The sequence below is a fragment of the Flammeovirgaceae bacterium SG7u.111 genome (genome assembly GCA_034044135.1).
Lineage (GTDB): Bacteria > Bacteroidota > Bacteroidia > Cytophagales > Flammeovirgaceae.
Genome location: CP139021.1, coordinates 382501 through 394045, shown reverse-complemented (window position 1 = coordinate 394045; position 11545 = coordinate 382501). Strand labels below are relative to the sequence as shown.

Here is an 11545-nt window from a genome sequence, read left to right as displayed (position 1 = left end):
CCGCTAGTTTTTACTTGACTGAGCCTAAGAAGGCGATTCCAGCGTTCGCAGGAATGACTCGTTTTTTAAACTTTTCGCCACAAAACAATTTCCAAAAAAGAAATCTTCCGCTGTTATAAGCTTGGCGTTCCGCATGGAATATTCCTTTTTTCTTTTAACAAAAACATTGATTTTAGTTTGATAGAAAAAGAGGAATAGCAAATGAAAAGTGTCCGAAATTGCACAACTTTTTATAACTTTGGCTAGAGCCTGTGCAAAACACATAGCTTTGGATAACTCAAACAATTTAACCTGAGAGATAGATGGGCAAACCATTAGGTAAGATATTAGTAATTGACGATAATGAAGATATACTCTTAGCTGCAAAACTTTTACTTAAAAAGCATGCAGATTTGGTGCAGATTGAAAGCAATCCTAAAAAGATCCCTTTCCTTCTCAACAATGATTCGTATGATGTAATCTTGCTGGATATGAACTTCAGCAAGGATATCACAAGCGGCAAAGAGGGCTTCCATTGGCTAGAGCAAATTTTGGAGATCGACCCCGATGCGGTAGTGATCTTGATTACGGCTTATGGAGACGTGGAAATGGCAGTGAGGGCCTTACGCTCTGGGGCAACCGATTTTGTATTGAAACCTTGGCAAAATGAAAAATTAATTGCCACGCTTACAACTGCTGTACGGTTAAAGCAGGCTAAAAATGAGGTGAACACGCTAAAGCAACAGCGAAATAGCCTTGCTTCGGAAATAAATAAAAAAGGGCACTTTGGTGAGATAATAGGAAGTAGCCAACCTATGCAGGAAGTGTTCAAGATCATCGAAAAAGTCGCATCTACAGATGCTAACATCCTTATTCTGGGCGAGAACGGAACGGGAAAAGAAGTAATAGCCCGTGCCATTCACCAACAGTCGCTCAGAAACGATAATGTATTTATAGGAGTGGATATGGGTACGATTACCGAAAGCCTTTTTGAAAGCGAGCTTTTTGGGCACAAAAAAGGGGCTTTTACCGATGCCAAAGAAGACAGAGCTGGTCGATTTGAAGTTGCCAGTGGCGGTACGCTATTTTTGGATGAGATAGGAAACCTTTCCTTATCCTTACAATCGAAGCTGCTTACTGTGCTTCAACGGAGGGAAATTACACGGGTAGGTGCCAATAAATCGACCCCGATTGATATCCGCTTAGTTTGCGCTACCAATATGCCGCTTTACGAAATGGTGGGCGACAATGACTTTAGGCAAGATTTACTTTACAGGATAAATACGGTAGAAATCCACCTCCCTCCGCTACGAGACAGGGCTGAAGATTTACCAAAGCTTGCCGATCATTTTATTGAAATGTATTGCCAAAAGTATCGCAAACCGAAAAAACGCCTATCCCCCTCCACCCTCAAAAAATTTGAGAAATACCACTGGCCTGGCAATGTGCGGGAACTACAACATGCTCTGGAAAGAGCGGTGATCATGAGCGATGAAGATTTGCTCCAGCCTCATGATTTTCTCTTTCTGGTAGAAAAAAGCGAATCGGACGACATGGACTTTTCGGAATACGATTTGGACACTGTAGAAAAAATGATGATCCAAAAAGCGATCAGCAAACATTCGGGTAATATTTCGAAAGCAGCAAAATCATTGGGCCTTACAAGGGCATCACTTTATAGACGATTAGAAAAGCATGGGCTTTAAGGATTTTCGCCTAAAAGTCATTTCACGTGTATTGGGTTTAGGGTTTTCGATTTTCCTTTTTATGTACTTGCTACAATCGGAATCCTATTTCATTACTATGGGCTTTGTTGGCGGAGTAATCATTTATCAGGTGATTACCATGATCAACTTATTGGAAAATACTAACCGCGAACTGCTAGATTTTTTGGGGTCTATCCGCTACGATGATTTCTCCCAAACTTATAAGCTCAGCGGAAAAGGAGGAAGCTTTGATGAGCTTAGCAGCGAGTTCAACAAGGTAATCCAAAACTTTAAAAACATTCGCTCCGAAAAAGAAGCCGAATATCAATATCTCAAAAATATTATCCACCATATAGGGATCGGCATTGTTTCTTTCGATAGAAATGGTGATGTCCAAATTATCAACACGGCGGCAAAGCGGCTTTTTAAGGTAAACCGCCTCAAAAACATTTCCCGCTTAGCAGAATACAGCCCTGAATTAGTAGATCATTTGCACAAGCTACGCACGGGCGCAAAAGCTTTGGTGAGGGTGCGAGATAATGGAGAAGTAGTCCAAATAGCCATTTATGCCATTGAGCTTTACCTAAAGGGAGAAGAGTTTAAGTTGGTCACCGTTCAAAACATCCATTCGGAACTGGAAGACCAGGAAATGGAAGCTTGGCAAAACCTTATCAGGGTTCTTACCCACGAAATAATGAACTCCGTTGCCCCTATTTCTTCTTTAGCTTCTACTATAAAAGGGGAAGTAGATTATTACCAAGAGCAGGAGGGGGATACTGTCCCCAAAGAAGATTTGGAAGATATCAATTTAGCAGTGCAGACCATTATGAGGCGAAGTGATGCGCTGATCCACTTTGTGAACGATTTCCGAAACCTTACGCACATGCCCGAGCCTAACTTTGAGCATGTGAAAGTGAGCGAACTGTTCCAACACACAAAAATCTTGATGACGCACGAATGTGAGCAACATCAGGTAAAGTTGCTCACCAAGTTAGAGCCAGACTCATTGATTGTGACCGCCGACCAAGCACAAATTGAACAAGTACTGATCAATATGATCAAAAATGCGGTGCAGGCACTTCAAGAAATGAGCGAAGAGGAAAATTCGGATAAGGTAATTATTCTGTCTGGAGTCCAAAATAAGGACAACCGCCCTATGATTTCGGTAAAGGATAATGGTCCTGGTATTGACAAGGATGCTCTCGACAGGATTTTCATTCCTTTTTTCACCACCAAAAAATTGGGTTCTGGAATTGGATTAAGCCTTTCTAGGCAAATTATGCGTCAACACAAAGGGAGTATCACGGCTTCTTCAGCACCTGGGGAAGGCACCATTTTCAATTTAATTTTTTAAACCTTGTACCGCTCTTTGGTATTATTTTCCATTACAAAACTTTCCCCAAAAAGAGCAGAGGTTTCGCTATAATATTTGATTTCTATTCTGGATGGAGGCATTTTTTTCAACAAAAAGGTTAGTAATTCCTCCTTATTTCCATATTTCTGACCCACAAAAAAATAACTATCATCCTTATAATTATCTATTCTGAAAGATTGTACTAGCGACTCGTTTCCTTCCAATGCCGTGGGATCATCTTCTATTTCTGATTTATGTTCTTTTGAAATATAACACAACATCGCTATGCTATTAAATGGGAAAACAAGTTTTTCATCGATGATTAACTTTGATTTTTCCACAGAAACAATTGCCCCTTTGGAAAATAGCGCAAAAAGCAAAATAGGAATACTAACAACAAAAAAAGCAATGGGAAGTCTTGTGACTACTCCGCAAATCATGAGCGTGAGGGCAAACAGAAAAATATAGGCTTTATTCTTATTCGACAATTTAAATTGTTGCATTTTCTTGTTGGGTTATGGGCGACCCTTTCTCGCCCCCTCAAAAAAACTTGCCCCTTGTAGGGCTTTTTCCAATATTGAATACTAGAGCTTGCTTACATTTTAGCATTCTCTTAACGTAAAAACTCCTGATTTACTCTTTTCTTCTCTCCCAAATATCGTGCGTATGCTTTCCGAACAGAAAAAAATGCTTGAATAGCTTTTGGAAAAGCGCCAAAGTTAAATACCATTAGATGATCCCATCTTTCGAATAGACTTGGCGAAAGAAGCAGAAGTACTAAAAATGGATACTACTAGTATGACTATTTCTTTATCTAAACTTCAAAATAAGGGTTTCATTACATGTAGAGCAGAGAGGAAAGAAGATCTTTTTGGGTATGTCATCGAATTGCCAGACCTTCTCTGGCAGAACTTAGACCAGTAAGTGGTAAGACTGTTTTTATCTCTTACAATCACCAAGATAAAGAAGTTGTACACTTGATTAAAAACAAGTTAGTAGAAGCAGGTTTTTATGTAATGATAGATGCTGAAATAATGGTAGCAGGAAAAGATATTAAAAGCTTTATTGAGAAATGTGTGAGAAAAAGTGATTTTATCCTTTCGCTAGTTTCTCGGAATAGCTTGCTTTCTGCATGGGTAGCGATGGGATCGATGCTTTCCTTTTTTGATGAAAAGCTTAAGAAGACGAGGTTTACCCCTTGTACCATTGATTCCTCATTTTTTGAGAGATATTTTGTGTACAATGCACTCGACCATATAGGATAGGAGTTGGATTCCCTGATAAGCAGTGAGTAGCTAAAAGAAGGGGAATTGAGGACTTATAAAATGAACACTCTCACTATTCACAGTTGCAAAACAACCTTCTCGAAATAGTGAGGAGGTTGCGGGAATCGTTGACGTTGGACTTGAGTGGGGAAATTTTTGAAGTGAAATTCCCCAAAATACTAGAAGCCCTGAAAATTTAAAGTTTGCTTACAGCATTGGCTTGTACTTCTTTGTCCTCGTATTTGGAAGGACATTTCATTAGGATCTGGCTGGCTACAAACTTGCCTTCCTGTACATTTCCAATGATGACTACTTTTTCGGAATGCTCGAAGTCTCGCATAGACGCAGGAGGGTTAAAACACACCACTTCATGCTCTTCTTTATTATCATCTACCAACTTAAAAGACAAATAATTAGGGTCTTTCAACGGATTGTAATTCACTCCAACCACTTGGTTGCTTGCATCCTTTTTAAGTTCTCCAATCACATGGATTTTAGAATCATCGCCATTTTTTGCCATTTTGAAGGCTGTATCGAAGGTAACATATTGACTGGCATCTCCTGCTGTAGAAACAATGATTCCAATAGCTACGGCTATTACTACTATGCCTATTATATGTGTAGTTTTCATTAGTAAATATCGGTTTAGATAAATATCAACTAGTAATTATTATTTCTGGGCAAGTTCTTTTTCAACCTTCCCAAGTTTTTTTTCCAAGCTAAACAAATAGACAAAAACGCCTATCAACACTGCTGTAAGCGATCCAACTACTACATAAATCTTCCCATTTTCTCTTAGCTTGTCAGCCATTTCTACTTCACCATTATTGTAATCTTGTTCGGTAATAGCAATTTTGTCTTGTGCAAATATCTCACTTTTAGGTACTAAAATAATAGTACTGAAAGCGATTAAAAATGAGGCAACTGTTTTTTTAAATGACATTTTATAATTGAGCTTTAAATTTATTGCTACTGAACTTGCCCTACTTTATCGTTGGCAAATTGTATTTCATCAAGCTGGTCGTTCGAATTTTTCATCCGAGCATTTATATCTACTATCCATGCTCCCAAAAGAGTCCAGCCAATTACCGCTGGATAAAACACCATTCTCAACTTAGAATCAAGGTCATAGGCATTAAAACCAGGGTTTCCTCCATTACCTGGGTGCAAAGAATCGGTAAGCCTTGGTAAAATGAACATGAGGGGAATAAGCGTGGCGTAGGCAAAAATATTATATATAGCACTTATACGCTTTTTTTGAGAGTCGTCTTCAAAAAGACCTCTTAAAATACCATAAGCAAAGTAGATGAGCAAACCCACCGCAGCAGCATTTTGCTTAGGGTCACCACTCCAAAAATAGCCCCAAGTAAATTGAGCCCAAAACATTCCCGTAATCATTCCTAACACGCCAAACATCACTCCCACATTTACACAAGAAACCGCTAGGTTATCATATTTTGGCAACGGATTCTTGAGATACTTTATGGAGTAAACCACCGACGCTCCTAAAATAATAATCATCCCAAACCACATAGGAACATGGAAGTACAAGTTTCGGATAGTTTCTTGGAGCGGATACATACGAGGGACTTCTTGGAAAAAACCCCAAATAACCGTGAATAAGAGTAAAGCGATGGTCAACAATTTCCACCAAAGCCCTTTAATTTTTAAAGGCATAATAATTTATTAATTAGGCAATCGGTTATGTTCTCCACAAATAAGGGAACAGAATAATTGAAACAACAATTACGATTAAATTGATTGCAAATATCGTTAAAATTTCGTCATAACTCACAGTCCTATCAAGACCATCCATGGCATTTTTAGAAACTTTGATGAGCATAAGTAGCATGGGTAAAATTACAGGCAGCCCCAAGATCGACATTGCAGTTCCGCTATTACTTGCCTTGGCGGCAATTCCAGATACAAGCGTAAGCCCTGAGGAAAAGCCGATTGCCCCTAAAAAAAGCACCAAAATATAAAGTCCTAAATCTTGTACAGGATTACCCATTACAACTGAAAACACAAGGAGGCCGGCAAATGACACAGCCAACATAAGAATGGTATTATATATGATCTTAGAGCAAATGATAGCCTCTGGCCCTACTATTTGATAATAGAAAATATATCTTCCTTCCCGCTCTTGCTGAAAGCTTTTTGAAACACCATTGATTGCGGAAAAAAGGATGATGATCCAGAAAAGGGTATTCCACGTAATAGGTGTAAGCTCTCCCATACGAAGGTTAAAACTAAGATAACAGACAAAAACAACACCCACTACATAGAGCAAAATACCATTAAATGCGTATTTTTGCCGCCATTCTAGTTTGAACTCTTTTTGAACTAGCACCCAAACTTCTTTAAAAAACAACTGCATAGTTAAAAGCTAAGGCTACCAAAAAGTTATGGAAGCCAACTGAAATGGTAAAATTAAGACTACCATACCAGTATCCCTAATAAATGAAATAGAGTGTTCGAAAAGTTTTTAGCGAAACAGTGTAATCAGACAAGAATCTTGCGTTTTTTGAAGGGACTATATTCGCTACTATGCATTAGAAAACAAATAACCTTACTTTTAAACATACAGGATGCTGATTTATGTGCTATTTGTAATTGGGTTTGTAATATTGATCAAGGGAGCTGATCTTTTAGTAGAAGGGTCTTCTTCGCTTGCAAAGCGTTATAATATACCCGATTTAATTGTTGGACTTACCATTGTTTCTTTCGGCACATCTATGCCCGAGCTTATTGTCAATGTTTACTCAAGCTTACAAGGAAGTTCCGAAATAGCAGTAGGAAATATCATAGGTTCAAACATTTCCAATGTACTTCTTATTCTAGGCATTGCTGCAATTATTTACCCTCTCCCGATCCATAAAAACACTATGCTCTCTGAAATTCCCTTTTCACTAACTGGGGCAATTTTAGTCGGCTTTCTTGCTAATGCGGCACTATTTGACAAGTCTGAAAGCCAAATGCTCACTAGAGCCGATGGTGCTATACTCCTATTTTTCTTTATTCTTTTCATGGTTTACATCGTCAGAATTTCACAAGAAAGAAAAGATGTGGTTCCTATGGATGTTATTTCAATTATGCCTATGGGGAAATCCATATTATGGATATTAATAGGAATGACAGGACTTTTTTTGGGAGGAAAATGGGTAGTAGAAGGCGCTAAAGAAATGGCAGCATCTTTTGGGCTTTCCGAATCATTTATCGGTTTAACCGTAGTCGCTATAGGAACTTCTTTGCCTGAATTAGTTACTTCGGCAATAGCAGCTTATAAAAGAAATACAGACATTGCTGTTGGCAATGTAATAGGATCCAATATTTTCAATGTTCTTTGGATTTTAGGTCTGAGCTCTGTCATTAAACCTCTGCACTTCGACGTAATCAATAATACCGATATACTCGTTCTTATCTTCTCAAGCAGCCTCCTTATTTTTGCAATGGCTACAAGTAAAAGAAATACAGTTGAACGTTGGGACGGTTTTTTATTCGTCCTTTTATATATCGCTTATATGATTTACCTAATTTATAGAGGCTAAGTTTACTCTTTTTCTTTCTTCAACTTATTGATGTATCTACCTAATTGCTCTATCAAGTGATTAGAAATGCCCATGTCTTCTTCATTTTCTTCAAAATAAAAACGAGAGCTTTCAACATACTTTATAAAAGTATCTCTATCCTTTGTTTGAATTACATCAAACAACTTATCGACCTCCTCTTTAAAAATACCTAACACCTCTGGTACAAACTCATTGTACATTTGTATGTCTGCATATAATCCTGGGTCTTGCAATACATATCGGGAAAAAAATATCAAGAAAATACGATAAGGAGGCGAAGAATAATCTTTAATCTTTCCAATTTGGGGACTCATTCGAGCCAACGTCTTGGCACTTACGAAAATATTAAAATGATTTAGCCCTTGTACAACCCCCATTACTTTATCATGTGTAATATAATCGAGGTCATATAAAGTAGCTTCATTACTGGCAAATATATCCCACAATTCAGGCATCAATGAACCATCATCTTTACTTGCGTAATTAAATAAGATTACCTGTCCCTTTAATGTGCGTATTCTCTGAGAGAACATAGGGTGGATAGAATAAAAATGAGTATTAATATCAGGGTAATCTCCTTTTAAGGATTGATATTTATCCACTAAAAACTTTTTCACACTACAGACTTCCACTAAGTGTTTTCCATCAAGGTATGGGAATATCTCTTCCAATACCCCTTCCATGTTTTGGATTGGGACACTAAGAAAAATCAAGTCTGTTTTTTGGACAAGATCTATATTGTTTTTTATGATTGATGTATCGCTCCTTGAAGAAAAATATACTTCAAAACCTTTATCAGCAAAGTATTTTACAAGCCAGCTACCAAGACCCCTTCTACCTCCTATCACGCCTACTTTTAATTTTTCTAAATGCATTTTATATAAATTATTGAATGGGAGGTAAAGATAGTAAAGGCTGGGAAAAGGGGGGCGTGGACAGGTGCTTTTTATGCTTAAAACCATATCCGGTGTGCCTATGCAAGGCATATTATATTGTTAAAAAGCATATGTTCCGCCTGGAGCATTGCCTGCCTGTGGGGCGGTTTGGCAGGGGCAAAAAAAAGGGGGACGCCCTTCGGGCGCCCCCGCATGGTGGGCTGGCGATCTCCTACTCTCCCACGTGTTACCGCAGTACCATCGGCGCATCGGGTCTTAACTTCTCTGTTCGGAATGGGAAGAGGTGGGCACCCGCGCTGTCGTCGCCATTTTGTCTTTATATGTCTTTAGTCCTGGCATGTCTCAGATAAGAAAGGGTATCCCTCGGCCAACGGTCTGCCGGCGTGAAGGAAGCTGACGGGCAATTAGTACCGCTCGGCTTTGCCATCTCTGGCTTTACACCTGCGGCCTATCGACGTGGTCGTCTACCACGGCCCTTAAAAGAAGCCTCATCTCGAGACGGGTTTCGCACTTAGATGCTTTCAGTGCTTATCCCTTCCGAACATAGCTACCCTGCGGTGCGGCTGGCGCCACAACAGGTACACCAGAGGTTCGTCCAACCCGGTCCTCTCGTACTAAGGTCAGGATCTCTCAAGCTTCTAGCGCCCACAACAGATAGGGACCGAACTGTCTCACGACGTTCTGAACCCAGCTCGCGTGCCACTTTAATGGGCGAACAGCCCAACCCTTGGGACCTTCTCCAGCCCCAGGATGTGACGAGCCGACATCGAGGTGCCAAACCTCCCCGTCGATATGAGCTCTTGGGGGAGATCAGCCTGTTATCCCCAGAGTACCTTTTATCCTTTGAGCGATGGCCCTTCCATGCGGAACCACCGGATCACTATGTCCCAGTTTCCTGCCTGCTCGGCTTGTAGGCCTCACAGTCAAGCACCCTTGTGCCATTGCACTCCGCGCACGATTACCGACCGTGCTGAGGGTACCTTTGAAAGCCTCCGTTACTCTTTTGGAGGCGACCACCCCAGTCAAACTACCCACCAAACGCTGTCCCCGGCAAGGGGTTAGGCACCAGACAAACAAAGGGCGGTATTTCAACATTGGCTCCACGATGCCTGGCGACACCGCTTCAAAGCCTCCCGCCTATCCTACACATTATTTGCCCAATACCAACGTTAAGCTATAGTAAAGGTTCATGGGGTCTTTCCGTCCCGTTGCGGGTATCCGGCATCTTCACCGGAACTACAATTTCACCGGAGTCATGGCCGAGACAGTGCCCAGATCGTTGCACCATTCGTGCAGGTCGGAACTTACCCGACAAGGAATTTCGCTACCTTAGGACCGTTATAGTTACGGCCGCCGTTTACTGGGGCTTCGGTTCAACGCTTCGCCGAGGCTAACGTCCCCCCTTAACCTTCCAGCACCGGGCAGGTGTCAGGCCTTATACTTCCTCTTGCGAGTTCGCAAAGCCATGTGTTTTTGTTAAACAGTCGCCTGGGCCTTTTCACTGCGGCTTCCTCATAAATGAGGTAAGCACCCCTTCTCCCGAAGTTACGGGGTTATTTTGCCTAGTTCCTTAGCCATGAATCTTCCGAGCACCTCAGGATCCTCTCCTTGACTACCTGTGTCGGTTTGCGGTACGGGCCGCCATGGTTCGCTTTTCTCGGAAGGAGTCCAGGTCGCTATCCGCTCCGCCGTAGCTTCGCGGTACTCTCGCCCGAGGGCTTCAACGCACTATTCCGTCAGTGCGCGTACCTTAACCTCCTTCGTCACTTTTTAGCCCATGGCGGGTACTGGAATGTTGACCAGTTGTCCATCGACTGCCCCCTTCGGGTTCGCCTTAGGTCCCGACTGACCCCTGGATGATTAGCATTGCCAGGGAAACCTTAGTCTATCGGTGGGCGGGTTTCGCACCCGCCTTATCGTTACTTATGCCTACATTTGCTTTTCCAAGCGCTCCACCAGCCCTCGCGGGACGGCTTCGACGCCCTTGGAATGCTCCCCTACCACTCTTTCGAGTCCGTGGCTTCGGTGATATGCTTATGCCCGATTATCATCGATGCCCTGTCACTCGACCAGTGAGCTGTTACGCACTCTTTAAATGAATGGCTGCTTCCAAGCCAACATCCTGGCTGTCTCTGTGACTGGACCCCCTTAGTTCAACTTAGCATATACTTGGGGACCTTAGCCGACGGTCTGGGTTCTTTCCCTCTCGGACAAGGACCTTAGCACCCTTGCCCTCACTCCCGGACATCATTTGGCGGCATTCGGAGTTCGTCTGGATTCGGTAGGTTGTGACACCCCCTAGTCCAATCGGTAGCTCTACCTCCGCCAAACTCGCCCGAGGCTGTTCCTAAAAACATTTCGGGGAGTACGAGCTATTTCCTAGTTTGATTGGCCTTTCACCCCTACCCTCAGCTCATCCAAACACTTTTCAACGTATACTGGTTCGGTCCTCCATTGCGTGTTACCGCAACTTCAACCTGGCCAAGGGTAGATCACTAGGTTTCGCGTCTGCCCCCTCTGACTATGGCGCCCTGTTCGGACTCGCTTTCGCTACGGCTCCGTGGCTTGACCACTTAACCTTGCCAGATAAGGGCAACTCGTAGGCTCATTATGCAAAAGGCACGCCGTCACCCAACGTATGGGCTCCGACCGCTTGTAGGCGCACAGTTTCAGGTACTATTGCACCCTCCTGTTCGGAGTACTTTTCACCTTTCCCTCACGGTACTCGTACGCTATCGGTCTTCCAGGAGTATTTAGCCTTAGCGGATGGTGCCGC

10 protein-coding genes and 2 rRNA genes (1 of these 12 cut by a window edge) are annotated in these 11545 nt (G+C 42.0%); 4 read left to right on the top strand and 8 right to left on the bottom strand.

From position 1 onward, the window contains the following. Nucleotides 1-302: 302 nt before the first annotated feature. Entirely contained in the window at nt 303-1685 is a 1383-nt protein-coding gene (locus tag R9C00_01555; GenBank protein WPO36127.1) for a sigma-54 dependent transcriptional regulator, read from the top strand. Continuing rightward, on the top strand, nt 1675-3039 hold the full coding sequence (locus R9C00_01550) for an ATP-binding protein (protein ID WPO36126.1): 1365 nt from the start codon (nt 1675-1677) through the stop codon (nt 3037-3039). Before R9C00_01555 ends, R9C00_01550 begins: the two co-directional genes overlap by 11 nt. On the opposite strand, the gene R9C00_01545 is transcribed toward R9C00_01550, so the two are convergent. Further along, entirely contained in the window at nt 3036-3542 is a 507-nt protein-coding gene (locus R9C00_01545) for a hypothetical protein (GenBank protein WPO36125.1), read from the bottom strand. The genes R9C00_01550 and R9C00_01545 overlap by 4 nt on opposite strands. Before the next feature lie 384 nt (nt 3543-3926). Between R9C00_01545 and R9C00_01540 the strand changes: the two genes are divergently transcribed. Then, complete coding sequence (locus R9C00_01540; GenBank protein WPO38755.1) at nt 3927-4304, top strand: toll/interleukin-1 receptor domain-containing protein; 378 nt, start codon at nt 3927-3929, stop codon at nt 4302-4304. A 196-nt stretch (nt 4305-4500) separates the two neighbouring features. Here R9C00_01540 and R9C00_01535 read toward each other — a convergent pair whose 3' ends face one another. The 4 genes from R9C00_01535 to R9C00_01520 are packed head-to-tail and all read right to left on the bottom strand — an operon-like array spanning nt 4501 to nt 6681. After that, entirely contained in the window at nt 4501-4935 is a 435-nt protein-coding gene (locus R9C00_01535) for a cytochrome c maturation protein CcmE (GenBank protein WPO36124.1), read from the bottom strand. Between the two features lie 39 nt (nt 4936-4974). Continuing rightward, nucleotides 4975-5247, bottom strand: a complete 273-nt coding sequence (locus R9C00_01530; protein WPO36123.1) for a CcmD family protein — start codon at nt 5245-5247, stop codon at nt 4975-4977. A gap of 26 nt (nt 5248-5273) precedes the next feature. Then, entirely contained in the window at nt 5274-5969 is a 696-nt protein-coding gene (locus R9C00_01525; GenBank protein ID WPO38754.1) for a cytochrome c biogenesis protein, read from the bottom strand. Nucleotides 5970-6006: 37 nt separating this feature from the next. Further along, nucleotides 6007-6681, bottom strand: a complete 675-nt coding sequence (locus tag R9C00_01520) for a heme exporter protein CcmB (protein WPO36122.1) — start codon at nt 6679-6681, stop codon at nt 6007-6009. Between the two features lie 211 nt (nt 6682-6892). Between R9C00_01520 and R9C00_01515 the strand changes: the two genes are divergently transcribed. Further along, on the top strand, nt 6893-7852 hold the full coding sequence (locus R9C00_01515) for a calcium/sodium antiporter (protein WPO36121.1): 960 nt from the start codon (nt 6893-6895) through the stop codon (nt 7850-7852). 2 nt (nt 7853-7854) lie between these two features. Here R9C00_01515 and R9C00_01510 read toward each other — a convergent pair whose 3' ends face one another. The 3 genes from R9C00_01510 to R9C00_01500 form a co-directional block, all read right to left on the bottom strand. Continuing rightward, nucleotides 7855-8748, bottom strand: coding sequence for a prephenate dehydrogenase/arogenate dehydrogenase family protein (locus R9C00_01510; GenBank protein WPO36120.1), 894 nt, complete (start codon nt 8746-8748; stop codon nt 7855-7857). 219 nt (nt 8749-8967) lie between these two features. Continuing rightward, nucleotides 8968-9079, bottom strand: a 5S ribosomal RNA gene (rrf, locus tag R9C00_01505). Between the two features lie 74 nt (nt 9080-9153). Then, nucleotides 9154-11545: ribosomal RNA gene (locus tag R9C00_01500) — 23S ribosomal RNA — on the bottom strand; it runs 429 nt beyond the window's last position.

Coding starts and splice junctions, on each gene's coding strand:
- R9C00_01555 (WPO36127.1), top strand. CDS start 303: ATGGGCAAACCATTAGGTAAGATATTAGTAATTGACGATAATGAAGAT.
- R9C00_01550 (WPO36126.1), top strand. CDS start 1,675: ATGGGCTTTAAGGATTTTCGCCTAAAAGTCATTTCACGTGTATTGGGT.
- R9C00_01545 (WPO36125.1), bottom strand. CDS start 3,542: ATGCAACAATTTAAATTGTCGAATAAGAATAAAGCCTATATTTTTCTG.
- R9C00_01535 (WPO36124.1), bottom strand. CDS start 4,935: ATGAAAACTACACATATAATAGGCATAGTAGTAATAGCCGTAGCTATT.
- R9C00_01530 (WPO36123.1), bottom strand. CDS start 5,247: ATGTCATTTAAAAAAACAGTTGCCTCATTTTTAATCGCTTTCAGTACT.
- R9C00_01520 (WPO36122.1), bottom strand. CDS start 6,681: ATGCAGTTGTTTTTTAAAGAAGTTTGGGTGCTAGTTCAAAAAGAGTTC.
- R9C00_01515 (WPO36121.1), top strand. CDS start 6,893: ATGCTGATTTATGTGCTATTTGTAATTGGGTTTGTAATATTGATCAAG.
- R9C00_01510 (WPO36120.1), bottom strand. CDS start 8,748: ATGCATTTAGAAAAATTAAAAGTAGGCGTGATAGGAGGTAGAAGGGGT.